The sequence below is a fragment of the Salipiger pentaromativorans genome (assembly GCF_024721115.1).
Classification (GTDB): Bacteria; Pseudomonadota; Alphaproteobacteria; order Rhodobacterales; family Rhodobacteraceae; genus Salipiger; species Salipiger pentaromativorans.
The window spans coordinates 67,521-87,929 of the sequence record NZ_JAMDHK010000006.1 but is presented as its reverse complement, the minus strand read 5'-3'; the positions used below and the strand labels follow the sequence as shown (position 1 = coordinate 87,929).

The following is a 20,409-nucleotide window of genomic DNA, read 5'->3' as shown; positions in this document are numbered from 1 at the left end:
TTGCCCCTTCTCCGGCGATGGATTGTACCCAATACTGTTTATTGAACGGTCTGATGGACCTCGCGATCGTTCTTGTTTCCCCTCAAATCTGCGCGCGCCGTAGCCGAAGGGAGTTTAGGACGACCGAGATTGAGGAAGCGCTCATGGCAAAGGCCGCAAACATCGGACTGATCAAGATCCCGAGGAATGGGAACAAGATCCCCGCAGCGACGGGCACGCCCGCAGTGTTGTAGATCAGAGCAAAGAACAGGTTCTGGCGTATGTTCCGCATGGTCGCGCGGGCGAGTTTGCGCGCACGCACGATACCGTCGAGGTTCCCTTTGACGAGCGTGAACCCTGCGCTCTCAATGGCCACATCGGCGCCGGTGCCCATGGCAATCCCGACATCGGCCTGAGCCAGGGCAGGTGCATCGTTGACACCGTCGCCGGCCATGGCAACCTTGTGCCCCTTGGCCTGAAGTTCCTTGATGATCTTCGCTTTGTCTTCCGGCATCACATCGGCGCGGATCTCGTCGATGCCTAGACTGGACGCGACGGCCCTAGCGGTACGCTCATTGTCTCCCGTCGCCATGATAATACGGAACCCAAGTGCGTGCAGTTCCTTCAGGGCGGCCGGTGTGGTCGCCTTTACCGGGTCTGCGACGCTGACAAGACCGGCAACGTCATTCTCGACGACGACAAACATAACCGTTTCGCCATTATCCCGACGGGCATCCGCCTTGTCCCGAAGCTCTGCTGCATCAAGTCCGAGGTCAGTCAGGAGTTTCACGTTGCCGAGCGCCACTACCCGCCCGTCCACCGTGCCTTTGACGCCCTTGCCGGTGACCGCCTCGAAGGCGTCGGCTTTTGCCAGGTCGACGCCACGCTCTTCAGCACCGCGTACGATGGCTTCCGCGAGAGGATGCTCGGAGCCGCGTTCCAGCGATGCGGCAAGCCGAAGCACTTCTACCTCATCGTGACCCGGTTCAGGGTAGACGCCGACAAGTTTCGGCTTGCCTTCCGTCAGCGTGCCGGTCTTGTCGACGATCAGGGTATCGACCTTCTCGAACCGTTCCAGTGCCTCTGCATTCCTGATCAGGACACCCGCCTGCGCGCCGCGCCCCGTCGCCGTCATGATAGACATCGGTGTCGCAAGGCCGAGGGCACAGGGACAAGCGATGATGAGAACGGCAACGGCCGCAATAAGAGCATAGGAAAGGGCCGGGACCGGGCCCCAAATGGCCCAGCCAATGAAGGCCAGCACGGCGATGCCAATAACTGCAGGCACGAAATATCCGGAGACCTTGTCGGCGTATTTCTGGATCGGCGCGCGAGACCGCTGCGCATTGGCCACCATCTCGACGATTTGGCTCAGCATCGTGTCGGCGCCGACGCGCGTCGCCTCCATGATCAGGCTGCCGGTTCCGTTGATCGTGGCGCCCGTTACAGGGTCTCCTCCGACCTTTTCTACAGGTACCGGCTCGCCCGTGATCATGCTTTCGTCAACTGAGGACCTGCCTTCGACGACCATACCATCGACCGGCACCTTGTCACCGGGTCGCACACGTAGTCGGTCGCCGACCTGGACCTGTTCCAATGGAACCTCTTCCTCGCTTCCGTCGTCGCGGATAATACGTGCCGTCTTGGCGGCCATATCCAGAAGAGCACGGATCGCCTTGCCAGTGCCTTCGCGAGCGCGCAGCTCCATCACCTGTCCCACAAGGACCAGCGTGACGATCACAGCCGCCGCCTCGAAATAGACGCCGACATGCCCTTCGGCATCCCGGAACCCATCGGGGAATATGCCCGGTGCCAGGACGGCGATGATGCTGAACAGCCATGCGGCGCTTACACCCATGGCAATGAGACTGAACATATTGAGGTTCCTTGTCCGGAACGAGTTCCAGCCACGAACAAGGAAAGGCCAGCCGGACCAAAAGACAACGGGTGTCCCGAGCGCGAGTTCGACCCAGAGGGTGACGCGTTCTCCGAATATCTCGCGCACCCCGCTCAGGCCAAGATAGGGGCCCATGGTCAGCACAAGGAGCGGTACGGTCAAAATGGCCCCCACCCAGAAACGACGGCTGAAATCCACAAGCTCCGGGTTCGGGCCTTCCGCTTCCATGGCGGCCGATTCCAGTTCCAGCCCCATACCGCAGATCGGACAAGACCCGGGATGCGTCTGGCGCACCTGAGGGTGCATCGGACAGGTATAAACCGGGCCAGTGTAGTCGTTGGGAACCGAGTCCAAGTGGTTTGGCTCCACCGCGTCGCCCGTGTGCTGATGATGGGCGTGGTGTTGCGAGGGCTCGCCCTCCGGCACCAGATGCATCTGGCATTTCGGGCAATCTCCCGGTTCGGCGCGGCGTACCTCGGGGTGCATCGGGCAAGTGAAGACCGTGCCCGCGTAGCCAGAAGGAACTTGATCGTCAGATCCGTTGGCATGTTCGTGATGGTTGTTCATTCGGGGATCCTTTCCCGTATTTCTAGCTCATTGCCTCAAACCTAATTCTTCCAGTAACTGGAAGGTCAAGTGGCGCATTGAGCAACTTTCATTTCTGTCGCTAACAGCTCGCCGACGCAGACTGCGTTCGTTGAGTGTGGAATCGTATCGGTACTGACGATCCGCGCGGCACCGGCATGGCGGATTGCTTCCTCTGCGCCGTGTGCGAAAACCGCGTGGATAATTACGCAAGTCGCAGGTCGGGCACCGGCCTGCTCGAGTTGTTCGAGCGTTCGGATCAGCGTGTGTCCGGACGAGGCGATATCATCGAGGATCACGGGTGTCCCCTGTCGGAAAACGGCGCTGCCCGGCAGGCTGATCTCGACCTGCCGATCCCCGGAGCGATGTTTTGTCAGCACTTCGTAGGGGCGTCCGGCGAGCCTGGCGACTTCAGCCACCCATTGCTGGCTTTCGCTGTCAGGCCCAAGGAGCACGGCCTCTGGAACGTTCGCCGCAATCCAGTCGGCCAGCAGAGGGGCTGTGGCGACACGATATGCGGGAATGCGGAACAGCGCTGAAAGGCTCGGGTTGCGATGCAGATGGGGGTCAGCGGTCATCACCCAGTCGAAACATTCATCAAGAAATCCCGCGAAGATCGGGGCGCTCACAGCTTCGCGTGGATGAAACCGCTTGTCCTGGCGCATGTAGCCAAGATAGGGCGCGACCAGCCCCACACGCGCGGCCCCAAGTTCGCGCGCCGTCAGAGCTGCGAAACGCAGAGGCAACGCCAGCCGATCAGGATCGCGCAACGTGGCGAGGAAGGCGATTTCGCGTCCTGCAGGATCGCCGCCGAGCTTCACGAGGGTTTCACCATCGGGAAAATGGTGCAAGTCCACCGGCTGGATTTCGGCACCGGATGTCGCCGCCATTCTGCGCGCCAATGGCTCCATGCCGGGAAAGGGGGCGATAATGGTCATCAGTTTGCCTCCTCAATTGTGCAAAGTCCCAATTGCGCCTCGGCATAGGAGCGGGCGTATTCCAGTTCTCCCAGCGTTTCGGCGTGGATCTCGAACAGCGGCTTGCCAAATTCGATATGGTCACCGATCTGGACCAGAAGGCGCAGCCCTGCGAGCTGCTGCCGCGGTGCGCCGGCGAGTTTCGCTGTGCGCGCGATGCGGCGATTGTCAATCGCAATGAGGCGCCCCGCCGTGCGGGAGGTGATCACCGCATGATAACGCGCCTCACCGGGCTCAGTGAAACCGCCTTGTGCATCGCAAATCGCAATGAACTTCGCCTCGGCAGCGCCGCTGTCGAGCAGCTGTGCGGCCACCTTTCGCCCGCCCGCGCCGCCCGTCTCGGGGACAAGGTCCAGCAGCGCTCCAGCGATGTCGAGTGCACGGTCGCGCAGGTCGACAGGGAAGTTCTCGTTGCGGCGTAGCACGGCAAGGACATCTTGGGCTTCAAGTGCGGGTCCAATTCCGCGTCCGACAGGTGCAGTCCCGTCGCTTTGATGGATCGAGAGCGTCAGGCCGATGGCCTTGCCAACGGCGCGGAGCCGCTCTGCCAGCGCAGCGGCGGTTTCCGCCGAGCGGACCTTGGCCGTTGGTCCGACGGGCACATCGATCAGCACGCGCTTCGCACCGACCGCAGCCTTCTTCGACAAGACGCTCGCCACCAGCTGTCCGTCGCTGTCGAAATCGAGTGGCCGTTCAATCCGGATCAGAACATCGTCCGCAGGGCTGAGAGCGAGGTTGCCCCCCCAAACGATGCACCCGCCCTCAGCCTCGACGACGCGTCTCAACGCGGGGATGTCGAGCGAGACGGGAGCCATGACCTCCATCGTGTCGGCCGTGCCTGCGGGGGAAGTGATCGCGCGAGAAGAGGTCTTGGGGATCATCAGCCCCGCCGCCGCGATGATCGAAACGATGATCGGCGTGGTGCGGTTTCCTGGAAGCCCCCCGACGCAATGCTTGTCGTAGATCTCGGCGCCGCCCCAATCCAGCGTTTCGCCCGCCGCCTGCATGGATCGGGTCAGTGCGATGGTTTCCGCAATCGAAAGCCGGTCGCCCGCGCAGGCGGTGATGAAGGCTGCCAGATCGAGATCGGAGAGACGATGATCGAGGACGTCACGAATGATTGCGTCGAACCTTTGCTGCTCAAGGGTTTCTCCATAGACCTTGGCGCGGATCGCTGAGACGGAGTCCGGTGGCTCCGGGTGCGTAAAACTTGCCCGGTCCCCCGGTTGGGGCTTCAGGGCGGCCCAGGCTTCTTCCGACAAGGCGGCAGTGTCGTCGGGCAGCCAGTCGCCATTGGTCAACACGTTCAGCGTGGCAATCACCGACCTGTCGCCGAGCGTGACCTCGATCCGGGTCAGGGCTGCGAAGCCTTCGGCGCGGCAGACGTGGCAGTCTTCGCGCATGAAGACAACGGGTTGCCGGTAAGTGTCGATCCCCGCGCGGGACAGGGCGAGCGTATTGTCGATTTCTGTCATTTTGGATTGTCCAGCCGGATCGTTTCGAGGTGTTCGGGGGCGCGGGCAGGCCAGCCGAGTTCATGTTCGATCCGCCAGCGCAGCCGGTCCGAGGCAGAAGGTTCGCCGTGAGTCACATAGGTCATGCGCGGCGCGCGATCCGACGCGCGCATCCAGGCCAGCAACTCTTCGGCATCGGCATGTCCGGAAAAGGCTTCGAGCTGGATCACCTCTGCCCTGATCGGGAAATCTCGACCGAACATGCGCAGACTGTCCGCGCCAGCGGCCAGTGCCGCCCCGCGGGTACCGCCAGCCTGAAAGCCCGACAGCAGGATTGCGTTGCGCGGGTCGCCGCCGAAGCTGGCGAGGTGATGCAGGATCCGCCCGCCGGTCAACATGCCGCTCGCCGAAATGATGATCATCGGGCCATGCTGCGTGTTCAGCTTCTTCGACTCCTCGACCGAAGTGACCCGCTTGGCGATCTGGAACATCGCAAGGCAATCCTCCCAGGCAACGTGATGTTCTTCGTGATGGCCGTGGTAGATTTCGGTCGCGTCGATCGCCATTGGCGAGTTGAGATAAACCGGCACATATGGGATCTCGCCGCGGTTTTGCAGGCGTGCAATGTGATACATAAGCCCCTGCGCGCGCCCAACCGCGAATGAGGGGATGAGAACCGTACCGCCCCGCCCGAAAACACGTTTCAGGATTGGCAGAAGCTCTTCCTCCGCGTCGATGGCTGCGTGATGGCGATTGCCATAGGTGGATTCACAAACCAACACGTCCGCACCTGAGAACGGTTGTGGCGGTCGCATCAGTGCGTCGTTCTGTCGGCCGAGGTCGCCACTGAAGTGGATTGTCCTTCCTGGCAGTCTGATACGGATCTGCGCCGCACCGAGCAAATGGCCCGCCGGGATGAACTCTGCGGATATTCCGTCACCAACATCGACTGTGCTGTTGAAGGGAACTCTGTGCAAATGCTCAAGCGCCGCCTGAGCATCTTTCAACGTGTAGAGCGGCTTGGGGTTCTTGTGCTTGGAGTATCGGTGCCTTTTGGCAAAACGTGCCTCCTCTTCCTGGATATGGCCGCTGTCCGGCAGGATCAGGCCGCAGAGTTCCTCCGTCGCTTCGGTACACATCACCTTCCCTCGATACCCGCCGCGGATCAGCGCAGGCAGATAGCCTGAATGATCGAGATGCGCGTGCGTCAGAAGTACGGTGTCAATGGTGGTGGGGCGTACCGGAAACGCCTTGCGGTTGCGGTCCCGCAGCGATTTGAAGCCTTGAAACAAGCCACAATCAACTAGAATGCGGCGATCCCCGGTTTCAATCAGATAGCGCGATCCGGTTACTGTTCCGGCGGCTCCCAGAAAACGAAGTGTTGGGCGAGTGTCCTGTGCCATGATCCTGTGCCTTTCATTCCCATCGGCAGCCCTTCAGGGAAGCGCCACCATCTGATGTCCTTCTCCTTCGACAGAAACTGTTTCACGCGTTTGCAGTGAGCTGGTATCGATGAGCCAAACCACGGGCTCTGCACGGCTTGAGACATAAAGGATGTCGGAGCCTGGAATTACCGTCAGGTGGTAGGGTTCTGGTGCAAGCGTGGCTGTGCGCACTTCCCCGGTAGCGAGTGCAACTGAGGCGAGTTTGTCCTCTCCCCTACCCGCGACGAACAAAGTTGCCCCATCATTTGACAGCCCCAGTCCATGAATCTCGCCGCCAATTTCGAAGGTCCGCAGCTTTTCACCGGTACTCAAAGACAGTTCCAGAACCTGACCTGCGTCCGCGTCTGCGACAAAGAGTCGATCAGTTTCGGGCGAAACCGCCATATGTTCCGGGGTGTCACCTGCAATGAAGTTGCGACGAACGATACCCCGCGACAGATCTACTTCGCTGATCGTTCCGTTACCGGTGTTGGAGACGTAGACGAGATTTGGATCAGTTCCGAACGCTGCATAGTTCGGCATCGATCCAGTCGGGACAAATGCCGTCATGCCGAAAGTCGCCAAGTCAATCACCGATATTCCGTCACCTGCCGGATGGGTCGCAACGGCAAAGCGTCCATCAGGGGAAACTGCCGTATGATGTACGGCACCCGGCACCTCTATCCGGCGGAGGATATCGCCACTTTTTGCGTCCAGAATCGAGAGAAGACTGATCCCGGCATCCGGTGGCCCCATTGGCGCGGCCTTTGGTGCGTGGTGCGCGGCGTGATCGTCTGCAGACACGGTGGAGGGCTTTTCTAGCGACGCGACATCCTCGCGCGGGATCTCCGAATAGCTGCCGGCGACCAGATACGGCACGCCGGGTGCGCCTGCGAGACCGTGGACCGCCTCGACATCATTGATCCGACGCAGGACTTTTCCAGTCTCCGCCTGAACCATCAGGACTGAATTGGCGCTGCCCTCTGGAATGAAGACCGTAGGCGGAGCGGCCAAAGCTGGTGCTGACACGAACAAAGTGGCGAGCGTATAGGCGATGCGGGACGACATGTTCATTTTTGGAACCTTTATCTGGTCGAGATCATGCGGTGGCCGTGGCGAGGGCAGAAAACCGGCGGATCCACGGTTGATAGGAGCGAATGAAGTGAGGAGCGCGGTCAGGTAGAATCCGGACATCCAGACTACGAGCCTGTCGAAAAACCTAAGCGTCACGATTGGCGTAAAAGCCGAAAGGGAGGCGCTTCGCTACCTCGCTGACTGGAATGCTCAGAAGAGAATGGGGACGTGTATGAATTCGTCATCGGCGAAAGACGCCGATTGCCGCCACGACATTACCATTCGCGTGCTACGGTTCGAAACTACTGCGCTGACAAGCCCGTTAGGGATCAGAGCAGCGGCGCAACCGGGATGAATTCCGCAATCCGCGTCCAGAATAACGTGGACGGAGGAATTTGCGTCGGTGACCTGAACAATCTGCGTCTCTAACCCGGCAGGCTCGCCCTCATGCGCATGCAAACCATCGGCAATGAGACCGAAAAACAAGGCTCCGATCAATATCAGGACGAAGCTGACGCGAATACGCGACACTCTTCTGACATCGATATGTGGCCTTGATCGCATGATTTGAGTCCTTCCTAGGTGATTATAACACGCTATCCAGATGGTGTGGTTGATCTAAATCAGGGCGTTAAATGCTGCCTGACTCGGCGTCCTTGATGCGCAGCTTAGGCGAAATTACTCAGTCGGCACTTTGCTCCAAAGTGTTTCCAAATCTGGAAACCTTCACATCGTCCTCGATGAGCGTTGCTTGAGCGGCCCCCGGACGCGCCGCGTGCAGAGCAGCAAGAACATCCTGAGTCGACAATATTTCAGATAGGATAATTCCTTCGGGAGCAGACGGCCCATAAACCGCGTTGAATGGAATGCCGTAACGGTTGTTGGTCTCCAAAAAACGGGTGATCGCGTCATCTGGGCGGGTCCAGTCGGCCAGCATCGGCGTGACACCAGAGCTGTTCAATGCCGAAAGAACCGGGTCGCGTTCAAGAACGAGCGCCTTGTTGGCTTTGCAGGTCAAACACCAATCGGCGGTTACATCGACAAAAACGACCTCTCCGCGTGATACTCGACGGGCAATATCGCCGCGGTCAAATGTGACCCAGGCAATTTTTCCTGCTTGGGCATCGGGTGCGGCGGGTGTTGCCAAGAATGGCGCGGCCGCGACCGCGAGTGCCGCCAGCGCCAGCCCAAAGGGCCAGCGAAGAGATCTTGGCACCCAGGGCGATGCCGCTATGAAGAGCATAACCGCACCGAGAGATGCAACTGTTAGGGCCGCGCGCGATCCAGCAACGCCGAGCAGGACATAGAACAGCCATGCCGCGGTACCCATCAGGAGAATGCCAAGGCCGGCTTTCAAGGCGATCATCCAGCGGCCGGGCTTGGGCACGAACCGAACAACGTTCGGCACGATGGCCACCAACAGATATGGGCTGGCCAGACCTAACCCGAGAAAGGTGAAAACGACAGCGATGTCTATCACCCGCCCCGCAAGTGCGAATGCGATAGCTGTTCCAAGAAACGGCGCGGAGCAGGGAGTAGCCATGACCGCCCCGAAAAATCCGGTGGCAAAATCCGCTCCATACCCGGCCGTACCTCCTGCTTTCATCAACCGCGTTGTCAGGGCGGCAGGCAAAGAGAATTCGAACAGTCCAAACAGGTTTGCGGTGAACAGACCAAGGATCAGGAGCATCAGAACCAGGAACGTTGGGCTCTGGAACTGGAGCCCCCAACCGACGGCAACGCCAATCTTTTGCAATGCGAAGAGAACAGCCGCGAGTGCCCACATAAAGACCATGACTCCGGCGGCGGCGGCCAAGAAGCCTGCCCTGACTTGGGCATTGCCGCGTCCTTCGGATTTCAGGGCAGAAGATAACTTGATCGACAGAACAGGAAGCACGCAAGGCATGGCGTTCAGGATCAAGCCCCCAAGAAAAGCGATGATGGCGATCCAGATCACTTGATCAATGCCGGGGACCACCCGATCAATACTGAAAGGGGGAGTTGGGGCGGTTGTTGCCCGATCTGGCGTGACGGTGAGGGCGTGATCCGGCCCGTCCGTCACGGTTACCCGTGGCGGCGCGTCTGTATCTGCCATGTAGGCAAGAATTGGGAATTCAGCCCAAAGCGTTCGCCCGCTTGCCCCAAGGCGAATGTCGGGCTTCCCCAACGTGTTGCCATCACCAATTTCAGGAAAGACGTCCGGGGTTTTGAAGGCAGTCGTGGCAGCTATTTCTATCGTTAGGCGGGTGAAATCATCGTTTATATGGGATGTGGCGGCGGTCACGCCTGCCGCTCCTCCTTCCGCCGGAACGCGTGCGAGAAATGCCCCGATACGATTAGCCGAGACTTGATCGATTGAGTTCCCCTGAGGCAACGAAAGTGCCAAGTCAAAATCCTGGGGGACACAAACTGCTGAGCAGGTCAAGAGCTTGACGTTTGCTCTGAGTTCGACAGGTTCCCCAGGATCCTTCAGGGTGATCTGAAGTGGAAAGACAACCTCATCATGATAGCCGAAGTTTTCGATGCCAAAGGCAGTGAACCGCTCGGGCGCAGGCCATAGGAAATCAACGCCCGCGACATTCGTCGACCCGCTCCAGTCGATCTGTGGCGGAATGCCAACCTCGCCAGGCGAACGCCAATAGGTTTTCCATCCGTCAGCAAGGTTCAGATCCAGACCGGCGGAGAGCGTTTGAGCTTCGGCGGAAACGGCATCCTCGGCGGAGATCAGCCGCGCTTCCACCGCAGTGACCTTGTGGGCGACTGATACCTCGGCCGTTGCAGCAAAGGGGATCAAGAGCCAGAACATTGCGGCAGCGAGGGTACCGCAGAAAGCAAGACGGATTGGCGAGCGCCAGATGGTCATCGCACTATCTCCAGGCTTTGAACTTGAGTGGCAACAAAGCCTGATCGGCCGTTTACACAATCCAACTGGCCCACACCGTTGGAGATAGGCCCTGCCAGACGACATCCATTGGGCAGCTCCAGCTCTGGTGACTTTGTCGACAAAGTTGGCGGCGGGTTTGTCGGGCACAGGACTGGTCCGCCGGAACAAGCGCTCACGAAAATCGCTCCCAAGAAGACAGTCGCCAGCCGCGCTCTTGTTCTCATTTCGACTTACCGCCGGACGGCGCTGTCGGTCATATCTTCAATCGGCACTGGCTGGGGGGCGGTCTGCTTGTGCTCTTTGCTTCCATGGCATGAACGCCCCATCATCTTGTGCATCACAAAATGGGCGCCAACGCAGAGCACCAGAGGCGCAAAGACGGTAGCGTTTGCCCAAAGGCCTGCGACGGTGCCTCCGCCAATCAGGAAAGCTGCGATGGGTAGAAGCATGACAGCACAGCAAGCCATCATGCCCCAGTGCATCAACTTTCCGTGGCGATTGCCACCTGACTCGCTATCCTCTTGCATGGAATCCACCTCTGATTTTGGTCAACGCATCCTGTTTAGCTTGATCTCCCGCTGGAAGGTCAAGGATACACTTCGATACAAATCTTGCGGCCTGTTGCGGTTGAGATTCAGCCCCATCTGAGCAATGCCTGTCTCGTCCAATTGAGTAACCAAGGACGAACAAATGGCAGAGAGACCGAGTTTGAACAGGCGGAGCCTGATTGCAATTTCAGGCGCATTCTTGATGACCCCCCACACTCTTCGGGCGGAAGAGGCTGGTGTGGTAAGACGCAATATCTCGTCGTTCGTTCTCCACAATTGGCGTGATCACTTTGACCGTCTCGGGAAGGGCATCATCATTTCGGATACTGTCACAAAGGTGCTCCAACACTGGACAGAGGATGAAGAGATGCGGATTTACCCGACCTCTGTTCCCTTGACTGATGAATTGACGAAGCGCGGGTATACAGAAGTTGTCGAGAAACGGGAAAATCCAAGTTGGGCGCCGACCCCTTCAATGCGGGAACGCAATCCGGAATGGCCAGCCTATGTGCCTGGAGGAGATCCCTCCAATCCTCTGGGAACGCGTGCGCTCTATCTGTCGTGGCAATACTACCGGATCCACGGAACCCAAGACACGCGGAAAATCGGGCGTCGATCATCAAACGGCTGCATCGGCCTTTACAACGAACATATAGAAGAGGTCTTCGATCGCACGCCGGTCGGGACGCAGGTTAAGTTGATCTGAACGGATCACATGCAGGAGAGTAAAACACTATGAATTTCTGGGGATGGTTCGTTAGCGGGTTCTTCGTGCTCGGCCTTGGAGCGGTCGGTTGGCAAGCGTTGCAGCCGGCCCCGGCGCAGACCGCTCAAGGACACTCAATGGTTCCGCCGGACACGAGCGGCATTCCTCAGGGCGCGCCCATTGCCAATGTAATAATTCCCGCTGAGTTTTCGCCGCAAGCCCAAATGGGGCAACGCGCGTTCGAGGCAAAATGCGCCAGCTGTCATGGTGAAAATGCCGCAGGCCAGAATGGGGTCGCTCCTCCGCTTGTTCACAAAATCTACGAGCCGAACCACCATTCCGATGCCGCGTTCCTGAATGCGGCGCAAAACGGCGTCCAATCTCATCATTGGAATTTTGGCAATATGCCTCCCGTTGAAGGCCTCACCCAAGGTGATGTGAAGATGATTGCTGGATACGTGCGCGAACTGCAGCGCGCGAACGGGATCAACTGACTTTGGTCGTCAGGCTGAACATCTTCCGTAGCGCGATCCAGATTCTCCTGCTGGTCTCGATTGCGTTATTTGTCGTTCTCCCGGCGGGATCTCTCGATGCAATTGGCCATGAAACGGTCGCTGCCAAAGTTTCCGAACGAAGTGCGCAAAAACATCAGACCTCTCATGAGGAAGATGCAGATAATCTTCTCCCCGGGCATTGCGATCCGGGGCCGGACTGCTCGAAAAATATGGTAATTGTCATTTTATCAGCTCCGAGAGCTTCGACCAACTTGTCGCAATTGCCTCGCGAACATCCAGATCAGAGCTTTTCTAACCGGAATGTCCTAAGGGACACCCCGCCTCCCAAACACCTATCCTGACCTAGGGGCAACCACGCCTCATCAAATTAAATCTATCAAGCATGGAAATACAGGATACGGAACGATGAAAAGCAAACTGATGATCGGCCTCTTGGCAGGAACGACAATGGCCGCAGCTGCATTTGCACATGGTGGCGCGGAAGGCGTCGTCAAGGAACGCATGGACGGCATGATGGCCATGGGGCAATCGGTCAAAGAACTGGCTCCGATGATGCGTGGTGAAATCACCTATGATGCTGAAGCTGTTCGTGCGGGAGCACGCGTCTTTGTCGAACATAGCGAAGGCATGACCGAATTGTTTCCCGAAGGGTCTGCTGGGAAACCGTCGGAAGCAAAGCCCGAGATCTGGTCGGATTGGGAAGAATTCAGTGCGCTCGCAGAGCAGCTCAAGGTGGTTAGCGAAGGTCTTGCCGAGGCCGCCGACAACGGGCTTATGGCGTCAGGTGCGGGAATGGATGCAGGCTCCATGATGGGCACGCAATCCCCCGGAAGCATGATGGGAGCTTCGTCCATGATGGGAACTTCGTCAGGAAGCCCGATGATGGACTATGCCTCGATGCCCGCAGATGGGGCATTCAACATGGTGACCCAGACATGTTCGGCATGTCACGCGAAATTCCGCTACGAGGCGAAGTAAAGATGTGCCGGATGAAAAAACTGGTCTTTGCTGCAGGGGCGCTTTGCGCCCTTGTGGTCGGCGGCCTTGTGATCTGGCCGATTGGCAAGGTGCCCGCGTCGATCACGCAAACGGGTGATGTCCAGCGCGGCGCCTATTTGGCTCGCGTATCCGGGTGCATTTCATGCCACACCAATTCAGAGGCTGGCGGCGCCGCACTCGCAGGCGGCGCGGGGCTGGCGACAGATTTTGGCACGTTTTTTCCGCCCAATCTGACGACAGACAAAGAGAACGGCATCGGGGGGTGGACGGTTGAGCAGTTCGCCAAGGCGGTTCGCCAGGGCATTAGTCCTAGCGGAGAGCCGTATTATCCCGCTTTTTCCTATCCGTTCTATGCGGATTTCACGGATCAGGACATTGCCGACCTTTGGGCAGCTTTCCAGACCGTGCCACCAGTCGCCGAGGCAGCGCTTGAGCATGATGTCAAGTTTCCTTTCGATCAGAGATGGGGCCTGAAGCTATGGCGGGCGGCCTATCTCTACGATCCACCCACGGAACCCATTGACGAGAAAAACGCACAATGGAACCGCGGTCGCGAGCTGGTTCGAGGTGCAGCACATTGCGGTGCTTGCCACACGCCACGCAATATCGGAGGCGGGCGCCTGCTTGACGCGGTTTTTGCTGGAAATGAGGCATTGCCAGGGGGGAGCAAGGCGCCTTCGATCACGCCGAACTCTCTGGCGGAACGCGGCTGGACCGTTTCCAACCTCGCCTATGCGTTGCGTACTGGCGTGACGCCGTCAGGCGACGCTTTCGGCGGCAGCATGGTGGAGGTCGTGCAGGGCAATACGCGCTTTTTGTCCCCCGATGATCTGGAAGCGATGGCCGTGTACTTGCTTGATGGTGACGAACCTCGAGCCGACCGGGTCGCTCAGGGCGAGGGCGCCGCTGCTAATAAAGACATGTGACTGCAATAGAGACAATGTGTGAGCCAAAACTGGCTCGCACAACAAACGAGAACGAAATGACACACACCAGAAGAGCATTCATTCAATCGGGGTTGGCAATGAGTGCGTTGAGCTTCTTCCCCAAGGCCGGATCTGCAGCCACCCCTGAATTTCAGGTGATGACAGCGCAAAGTGGCGCCGTACAACTCGCCCCTCCGGACTACCCCAAGACGGAGATTTGGGGCTATGACGGAAAGTTTCCTGGCCCCGTGATCCGTGTTCGGCAGGGCGCGCGTCTTCAACGTCGGCTCGTCAACAAGTTGCCGCAGGCGACGTCCCTGCACTGGCATGGCGTGCGGATATCAAATGCGATGGACGGCGTGGCCGGGCTCACCCAAGATGCCATCCCCACAGGCGAAACCTTCGACTACGATTTTGCCGTTCCAGATGCAGGAACTTTTTGGTTTCACGCGCATAATCGCTCCGTCGAACAGGTCGCTCGTGGGCTCTACGGAGCGTTGATCGTCGAAGAACCGATAGCCCCGGATGTTGATCGCGATGAAGTCCTTATTCTTGACGATTGGCTCCTCAACCCGGAGACCGCACAACTCGACCCAGATTTTGAAGCCGTTCATGATCGTAGCCATGCAGGCCGACGTGGCAACTTTGTCGCCACCAACGGAAGCTTCAATTCTACGCTCAACGTGAGCCAGGGTGAGCGGATGCGGCTTCGGTTGATCAACGCGGCAAATGCCAGGATCTTTGTTTTGGGCCTGTCAGGTCTAAAGGGGTGGGTGATGGCGTTCGACGGAATGCCACTGGTGACGCCGAGTGAGATCAGCGAACCGATCATCCTTGGGCCGGGCCAACGAGCGGATTTGTTTGTCGACGTCATTGCGGATGAAGGGGAAAGTGCTCATCTGGTGCGGCTTGAAGACGGCCAGGGATTTGCCCAAACCGAGTTTCGCGTGACCGGCACTTTGGCCTCCGCTGTGCGGGATGTCCCCCAAGTTCTGCCACCGAACCCTAATATGGATGTGCCGGGACTGGAGCAGGCGAGACGCATCAGGCTCAACATGGAAGGCGGGGCAATGGGCAACCTTGACGCAGCCATACTTGAGGGTGAGCGAAAAACGTTCCGCCAACTGGTCGACGCGAACCAGTTCTGGGCTTTCAATGGTACCGTGGGCATGACCGAGAAGCCACTGGCTAGCCTGTCACGCGGTGAAACAGCGCGAGTGGAGATCTACAACGATACATCCTTCCCCCACGCCATGCATTTGCACGGGATGCATTTCCGGGAGGTGCTGGAGGGCGGTGAAGTTGGTCCCCTGCGGGATACCTTGCTGATGTTCGGTGGCGAGACTCGCGAGATCGCCTTCGTTGCCGACAATCCGGGAAAGTGGCTGTTTCACTGTCACATGCTCTCGCACGCGGCATCCGGCATGATGACGTGGCTGGAGGTCGCATGAGATCAGCTTACCTGGCGGTAATTTCATCCATTGGCCTGATTGGGCTAGGTGCAACCTGGTGGTTCAGCGGCAATGCCTCCCAGGGTTCTTCCCCGTTTGACGACGTCAATATCGAACTGGGGCAAGCTCTCTATTCTGAAAACTGTGCGTCCTGCCATGGCGCCAATCTCGAAGGGCAACCAGACTGGCGAAGCCCTGGTTCAGATGGCCGCCTGCCCGCGCCGCCGCATGATCGCAACGGTCATACCTGGCACCATAGTGACCAGATTTTGTTCTCCTACACCAAGCTCGGGGGGGCGGAACTGATGCGACAACAGGGCTCAGATTTCGATAGTGGCATGCCGGGCTTCGCCGGCAAACTCACAGATCAGGAAATTTGGAACATTCTCGGCTTCATTAAGTCGACCTGGCCAGAGCGAGAGCGCAATGCTCAGGCCGCACGCACAGCAGCAGAACAAGAGGGATAATGGACATGATTTTCAGAAATTTGATGCTCGTATCGTCATTTGCCTTACTTCCAATGGCAGTGCAGGCCGCAGACCTGGACGAAGCGCGGGTCAAGGAACTTGTATATGAGGCTATCCGCGAGAATCCGCAAATCATCATGGAAGCAGTCGAAATACTTCAACGTCAGGACGCCGAAGCCCAGGCACAAGCGCAGGCAACCGTCTTGCGCGATCAGCGACAATTGCTCGAGCAAGACCCGAATGCACCGGTTCTCGGCAATCCCGATGGGGATGTGACCGTTATCGAATTTTTCGATTACAACTGCCCATATTGTCGCCGCGCTATGCCGGAAGTTCTGGCACTGCTGGAGGCTGACCCCAATGTGCGTCTGGTCTATCGCGAATGGCCAATTCTCGGGGACGGATCCGTGTTTGCAACCAAAGCTGCACTCGCATCGCGGCTGCAAGGCAAGTATGAGGCATTCCACTGGGCCCTAATGGGTATGAACGGCCGGGCGGAAGAAGCAAGCGTTCTCAGGATAGCACAAGAGGTCGGTCTCGACATCGAACGCCTTCAAACTGACATGGAGCGCCCCGAAATTGAAGAGCATATCGCGACCTCGATGCGGTTGACGCAGTCGCTCGGCTTCAGTGGCACGCCTTCATTTGTGATCGGCGACAATCTGGTTCCAGGCTTCGTGGAAAGCGATAAGCTCACGGAACTGGTCGACAACGTGCGGGCGTCGGCAAACTAGCACTCTGCGGTGGGTTCTGACATCACGCCCGATGAGCAATGATGCAGGCGAATGAGTCGGAGCCCCTACAGACCAAAAGACCTAGGCACGGCCTACCACTGAAAGAGGCGGCGAGAAGATGACTTACCTTTGGTATCTTATTGCTGCCTTTGCCGAGATCGCTGGATGTTTTGCTTTCTGGGCATGGTTGCGGCTCGATCGTTCGCCGCTTTTGGTCGGGCCAGGTCTGGTAAGTTTGGCACTCTTCGCATGGCTTTTGACGCGCGCAGAAAGCGAAATGGCCGGTCGGGCATATGCAGCTTACGGGGGCGTCTACATAGCGGCGTCCATGATCTGGATGTGGCTAGTGGAGGGGAGCCGACCGGACCGCTGGGACATTGCAGGCATTCTTCTTTGCCTCCTAGGCAGTGCTCTCATCCTGTTGCCTTCGCGCTCATGATCTGCGGAACCTCAGAAAACCAGGCAAATCCGTCGCTAGAAATCGCTAGGTCATCGCACCCGTCACGACGGGTGCGATGACCCATAGATTAGGCAGTCACGGTATTTTCGTACCCAGCTTCACGAAGCAGGGCCGTCAGCCGTTCTGTTGACAGTGCACCTTCAACAGAAACCGTGCGGGCCGGAATGTCGCAAGATACGCTCGCATTTGCGTCAGCTGCCTTGATCGCCTTTTCGATCGTACTGGTGCAATGACCACAACTCATGTCGGGAACGTTGAATTTCATGTCGATGTCTCCTCTGTGACAGCTTGTTCAGTGCAGATGGGGCTTCCAGTGGGGGGAAGGTCAAGGGTCTCCGTAGATTTTTAAAGCGAAGCCAGGAAAGTTCAAATTGGGTATTGACCTTCCAGTCACTGGAACTCCTATTTGGGGTGTCAAATGGGATTCCAGGAGACTGAAATGACAGATCAATCCAAAGTGACACTCTCGATTGAAGGAATGTCTTGCGCCTCATGCGTAGGGCGCGTGGATCGGGGCCTAGCCGCGTTGAGGGGAATATCCGATGTCTCGGTGAACCTCGCGAACGAGACGGCGCGTTTCAGCGTGGATGGTTCGCCCCACCTGCAAGATGCGGTCCAAGCCCTGAAAGATCTCGGGTATCCAGCGCGAACGGCATCCGTGACGCTGAACATCGCGTCCATGTCATGTGCTTCTTGTGTCGGGCGCGTCGACAAGGCACTTGCCTTGGTTCCCGGCGTGTTGGAGGTCAACGTTAATCTTGCGGCGGAAAATGCGCGCATCACATATCTTGAGGGCATGACCGACCCTGTGGCCCTCATCCGTGCATCCGAGCAAGCCGGATATCCAGCCAGCGTGGCCGAGGCCACGGCAACACAGGATCGCACTTCGCGAAAAGAAGAGGAAGCGCGCGGGTTGGCACGCCGGGTGGCACTGGCCGCAGCACTCGCTTTGCCGGTTTTCCTGATGGAAATGGGCGGGCACCTGATCCCGGCCGTGCATATGGCGATCAACAATACCATAGGACAGCAGGCCAGCTGGTTGATCCAGTTCATCCTCACAACGGCTGTGCTCATTGGGCCCGGCCGACAGTTCTATCTGAAAGGGTTTCCGGCCTTGCTGAAAGGTGCTCCAGACATGAACAGTCTGGTCGCCGTCGGCACAGGCGCAGCTTATCTTTATTCAGTTGTCGCAACGTTCTTCCCGTCGCTGATGCCCGAGGCCGTCCGCGCTGTCTACTTCGAGGCCGCCGCGGTCATCGTGGTCCTGATCCTGATCGGGCGCTGGCTCGAAGCGCGAGCGAAAGGGCGAACAGGGGCTGCAATCGAGAAGCTGCTCGGCCTACAGGCTCGTACGGCGCGTATTTTGCGTGACGGCGATGCGGTCGAGGTCGAGATCGATGCCTTGCGCACCGGAGATCTGATTGTTGTGCGCCCCGGAGAACGACTCGCCGTGGACGGTGAGGTTGTGGACGGCGAAAGCCATGTCGATGAAAGCATGATCACCGGGGAACCCGTGCCGGTCGGCAAGTCGGCTGGTGATCCTGTCACGGGCGGTACGGTCAATGGCGCGGGCAGTCTGACCTATAAAGCAACGCGTGTTGGTGCGGATACCACGTTGTCCCAAATCATCCGCATGGTCGAAGATGCGCAGGGCGCCAAGCTCCCCATTCAAGGGTTGGTGGATCGGATCACGCTTTGGTTCGTCCCCGCTGTGATGACCCTCGCCGCCTTGACGATCCTTGTCTGGCTAATATTCGGCCCTGATCCCGCCCTCACCTATGCGCTGGTCGCGGGTGTCTCAGTTCTCATCATTGCTTGTCCCTGCGCGATGGGACTGGCGACGCCGACGTCGATCATGGTCGGGACCGGTCGCGCTGCTGAAATGGGCGTGTTGTTCCGCAAGGGGGATGCTCTGCAAGCATTGGGGGACGTCAAGGTTGTCGCTCTGGACAAGACCGGCACCGTCACCGCCGGACGTCCCGCGCTGACCGACCTTGTGCTGGCGGAAGGAGCCGAGCGCTGCACCGTTCTTGCGGCAGTCGCATCGGTCGAAGCCAGATCAGAACACCCGATCGCCGAAGCTATCGTGCGCGGCGCGCAGGCGGAAAACATCAGACTGTCGGAACCGAGCGCGTTTACTTCGATTACAGGGTATGGCGTGCGCGCCATCGTTGACGGGGCCGAGGTTGTTGTCGGAGCTGACCGAATGATGCAGCGCGAAGGGATCGATCTTGGTGAACTCGCAGAGGCTGAAACTATGCTCGCACGGCAAGGTCGCACCGCACTCTTCGCCGCAATCAATGGCAAGGCGGTGGCTGCGATTGGCGTCGCCGATCCGGTCAAACCCTCGAGCCGAGCCGCGATTGCCGCACTGCACAGTCTGGGTTTGAAGGTGGCAATGATTACCGGCGACAAACGCGAAACGGCAGAAGCAATTGCCGAAGAGACTGGTATCGACCACGTGATCGCGGGGGTCTTGCCCGACGGCAAGGTGGCGGCACTGGAAAATCTGCGCCAGCAGGGCACATTGGCCTTTGTTGGCGATGGCATCAACGATGCACCCGCGCTCGCCCACGCGGATGTTGGCATCGCCATCGGCACTGGCACGGATGTGGCGATCGAAAGCGCAGATGTCGTATTGATGTCCGGTGATCTTCGCGGCGTTGTGAACGCTTTCGAGATCTCGCGACACACCATGCGAAACATCAAACAGAACCTTGGTTGGGCCTTTGGTTACAATGTGGCTTTGATACCCTTGGCCGCCGGAGCGCTTTATCCGAGTTTCGCCGTGCTGCTGTCACCGGTCGTCGCTGCCGGTGCGATGGCACTTAGCTCGGTCTTTGTCTTGACGAACGCCTTGCGGCTGCGGCGCGTAAGACCGGCGATGGACGAGCGCCAAGAGTCTGGGCGGGTGGAGGACTTCGCCCCCGTCCCGGCCGAGTGAGAGGAGGCAGAAATGAACATTGGTGATGTTGCCGAGCGGTCAGGAGTGCCGGCCAAGACCATTCGCTACTATGAGGATATCGGTCTAGTAACACCTTTGCGCGCTGCAAACGGGTATCGAAGCTTCAGAGAGATCGATTTTCATAAGCTGGCATTCATCGGACGAGCGCGAGCCTTGGGATTTACAATCGAAGACTGCCGTACGCTTTTGGCGCTCTATAACGATGACAATCGAGAAAGTGCGCAGGTAAAGGCCGTCGCAGAGGAGCACCTGCGCCAGATTGATGAAAAGATCTCTAAACTCATGTCGATGAAAGAAACTCTTTCGTCTCTCGTGCACCAGTGTGCTGGCGATCACCGACCGGATTGTCCAATTCTTGCGGATC

General features: G+C 58.5%; 18 protein-coding genes. 10 read left to right on the top strand and 8 right to left on the bottom strand.

The window, feature by feature from the left end; genetic code table 11:
• Positions 1-82: 82 nt before the first annotated feature.
• From M4578_RS11805 to M4578_RS11775, 7 genes are all read right to left on the bottom strand, one after another.
• Positions 83-2,443 (bottom strand): copper-transporting P-type ATPase, encoded by a 2,361-nt coding sequence (locus M4578_RS11805; protein ID WP_009573624.1) that lies wholly within the window; start codon positions 2,441-2,443, stop codon positions 83-85.
• A 65-nt stretch (positions 2,444-2,508) separates the two neighbouring features.
• A complete protein-coding gene (locus M4578_RS11800; protein ID WP_009573625.1) occupies positions 2,509-3,399 on the bottom strand; it encodes a ribose-phosphate diphosphokinase in 891 nt (296 codons plus the stop codon).
• Complete coding sequence (locus M4578_RS11795; protein ID WP_009573626.1) at positions 3,399-4,913, bottom strand: thymidine phosphorylase family protein; 1,515 nt, start codon at positions 4,911-4,913, stop codon at positions 3,399-3,401. The genes M4578_RS11800 and M4578_RS11795 overlap by 1 nt, the downstream gene beginning before the upstream one ends.
• Positions 4,910-6,295 carry an MBL fold metallo-hydrolase RNA specificity domain-containing protein gene (locus M4578_RS11790; RefSeq protein WP_009573627.1) on the bottom strand — a complete coding sequence of 462 codons (1,386 nt, stop codon included), beginning with the start codon at positions 6,293-6,295 and terminating at the stop codon, positions 4,910-4,912. The genes M4578_RS11795 and M4578_RS11790 overlap by 4 nt, the downstream gene beginning before the upstream one ends.
• 33 nt (positions 6,296-6,328) lie before the next feature.
• The gene (locus M4578_RS11785) at positions 6,329-7,510 is read right to left on the bottom strand and encodes a YncE family protein (RefSeq protein WP_229861855.1); all 1,182 of its coding nucleotides are present in this window, start codon (positions 7,508-7,510) and stop codon (positions 6,329-6,331) included.
• A 562-nt stretch (positions 7,511-8,072) separates the two neighbouring features.
• On the bottom strand, positions 8,073-10,253 hold the full coding sequence (locus M4578_RS11780; RefSeq protein WP_009573630.1) for a protein-disulfide reductase DsbD family protein: 2,181 nt from the start codon (positions 10,251-10,253) through the stop codon (positions 8,073-8,075).
• A gap of 251 nt (positions 10,254-10,504) precedes the next feature.
• Positions 10,505-10,723 (bottom strand): DUF2933 domain-containing protein, encoded by a 219-nt coding sequence (locus M4578_RS11775; protein ID WP_258093609.1) that lies wholly within the window; start codon positions 10,721-10,723, stop codon positions 10,505-10,507.
• A gap of 241 nt (positions 10,724-10,964) precedes the next feature.
• On the opposite strand from M4578_RS11775, the gene M4578_RS11770 reads away from it, so the two are divergent.
• The 8 genes from M4578_RS11770 (at position 10,965) to M4578_RS11735 (ending at position 17,059) form a co-directional block, all read left to right on the top strand.
• Entirely contained in the window at positions 10,965-11,528 is a 564-nt protein-coding gene (locus tag M4578_RS11770; protein WP_066707488.1) for a L,D-transpeptidase, read from the top strand.
• Positions 11,529-11,557: 29 nt separating this feature from the next.
• Positions 11,558-12,022: a c-type cytochrome gene (locus M4578_RS11765; protein ID WP_066707486.1), complete on the top strand. Its 465-nt coding sequence runs from the start codon at positions 11,558-11,560 to the stop codon at positions 12,020-12,022.
• Positions 12,023-12,448: 426 nt separating this feature from the next.
• Positions 12,449-13,021 (top strand): c-type cytochrome, encoded by a 573-nt coding sequence (locus M4578_RS11760; protein WP_258093566.1) that lies wholly within the window; start codon positions 12,449-12,451, stop codon positions 13,019-13,021.
• Between the two features lie 11 nt (positions 13,022-13,032).
• The gene (locus M4578_RS11755; RefSeq protein WP_009573639.1) at positions 13,033-13,968 is read left to right on the top strand and encodes a c-type cytochrome; all 936 of its coding nucleotides are present in this window, start codon (positions 13,033-13,035) and stop codon (positions 13,966-13,968) included.
• Between the two features lie 56 nt (positions 13,969-14,024).
• Complete coding sequence (locus tag M4578_RS11750; protein ID WP_028095398.1) at positions 14,025-15,419, top strand: multicopper oxidase family protein; 1,395 nt, start codon at positions 14,025-14,027, stop codon at positions 15,417-15,419.
• Positions 15,416-15,886 carry a c-type cytochrome gene (locus M4578_RS11745; RefSeq protein WP_009573641.1) on the top strand — a complete coding sequence of 157 codons (471 nt, stop codon included), beginning with the start codon at positions 15,416-15,418 and terminating at the stop codon, positions 15,884-15,886. Before M4578_RS11750 ends, M4578_RS11745 begins: the two co-directional genes overlap by 4 nt.
• Positions 15,887-15,891: 5 nt before the next feature.
• Positions 15,892-16,620, top strand: coding sequence for a DsbA family protein (locus tag M4578_RS11740; protein WP_028095397.1), 729 nt, complete (start codon positions 15,892-15,894; stop codon positions 16,618-16,620).
• Between the two features lie 118 nt (positions 16,621-16,738).
• Positions 16,739-17,059, top strand: a complete 321-nt coding sequence (locus M4578_RS11735; protein ID WP_009573643.1) for a YnfA family protein — start codon at positions 16,739-16,741, stop codon at positions 17,057-17,059.
• Between the two features lie 88 nt (positions 17,060-17,147).
• Here M4578_RS11735 and M4578_RS11730 read toward each other — a convergent pair whose 3' ends face one another.
• Positions 17,148-17,345 (bottom strand): heavy-metal-associated domain-containing protein, encoded by a 198-nt coding sequence (locus tag M4578_RS11730; RefSeq protein ID WP_009573644.1) that lies wholly within the window; start codon positions 17,343-17,345, stop codon positions 17,148-17,150.
• A 174-nt stretch (positions 17,346-17,519) separates the two neighbouring features.
• Between M4578_RS11730 and M4578_RS11725 the strand changes: the two genes are divergently transcribed.
• Together M4578_RS11725 and cueR are read left to right on the top strand one after the other, a co-directional pair.
• Positions 17,520-20,024, top strand: coding sequence for a heavy metal translocating P-type ATPase (locus tag M4578_RS11725; protein WP_040402909.1), 2,505 nt, complete (start codon positions 17,520-17,522; stop codon positions 20,022-20,024).
• Positions 20,025-20,036: 12 nt separating this feature from the next.
• Positions 20,037-20,409: Cu(I)-responsive transcriptional regulator (cueR, locus tag M4578_RS11720; protein WP_258093565.1), on the top strand; the 373-nt coding region annotated here is incomplete at its 3' end.

Bases quoted from the DNA above. Each gene is read 5' to 3' on its own strand.
- M4578_RS11760 (WP_258093566.1), top strand. From the start codon at position 12,449: ATGAAAAGCAAACTGATGATCGGCCTCTTGGCAGGAACGACAATGGCC.
- M4578_RS11755 (WP_009573639.1), top strand. From the start codon at position 13,033: ATGAAAAAACTGGTCTTTGCTGCAGGGGCGCTTTGCGCCCTTGTGGTC.
- M4578_RS11785 (WP_229861855.1), bottom strand. From the start codon at position 7,510: ATGTCCGGATTCTACCTGACCGCGCTCCTCACTTCATTCGCTCCTATC.
- M4578_RS11725 (WP_040402909.1), top strand. From the start codon at position 17,520: ATGACAGATCAATCCAAAGTGACACTCTCGATTGAAGGAATGTCTTGC.
- M4578_RS11735 (WP_009573643.1), top strand. From the start codon at position 16,739: ATGACTTACCTTTGGTATCTTATTGCTGCCTTTGCCGAGATCGCTGGA.
- M4578_RS11790 (WP_009573627.1), bottom strand. From the start codon at position 6,295: ATGGCACAGGACACTCGCCCAACACTTCGTTTTCTGGGAGCCGCCGGA.
- M4578_RS11780 (WP_009573630.1), bottom strand. From the start codon at position 10,253: ATGACCATCTGGCGCTCGCCAATCCGTCTTGCTTTCTGCGGTACCCTC.
- M4578_RS11775 (WP_258093609.1), bottom strand. From the start codon at position 10,723: ATGCTTCTACCCATCGCAGCTTTCCTGATTGGCGGAGGCACCGTCGCA.
- M4578_RS11800 (WP_009573625.1), bottom strand. From the start codon at position 3,399: ATGACCATTATCGCCCCCTTTCCCGGCATGGAGCCATTGGCGCGCAGA.
- M4578_RS11805 (WP_009573624.1), bottom strand. From the start codon at position 2,443: ATGAACAACCATCACGAACATGCCAACGGATCTGACGATCAAGTTCCT.
- M4578_RS11795 (WP_009573626.1), bottom strand. From the start codon at position 4,913: ATGACAGAAATCGACAATACGCTCGCCCTGTCCCGCGCGGGGATCGAC.
- M4578_RS11740 (WP_028095397.1), top strand. From the start codon at position 15,892: ATGATTTTCAGAAATTTGATGCTCGTATCGTCATTTGCCTTACTTCCA.
- M4578_RS11745 (WP_009573641.1), top strand. From the start codon at position 15,416: ATGAGATCAGCTTACCTGGCGGTAATTTCATCCATTGGCCTGATTGGG.
- M4578_RS11765 (WP_066707486.1), top strand. From the start codon at position 11,558: ATGAATTTCTGGGGATGGTTCGTTAGCGGGTTCTTCGTGCTCGGCCTT.
- M4578_RS11750 (WP_028095398.1), top strand. From the start codon at position 14,025: ATGACACACACCAGAAGAGCATTCATTCAATCGGGGTTGGCAATGAGT.
- M4578_RS11770 (WP_066707488.1), top strand. From the start codon at position 10,965: ATGGCAGAGAGACCGAGTTTGAACAGGCGGAGCCTGATTGCAATTTCA.
- M4578_RS11730 (WP_009573644.1), bottom strand. From the start codon at position 17,345: ATGAAATTCAACGTTCCCGACATGAGTTGTGGTCATTGCACCAGTACG.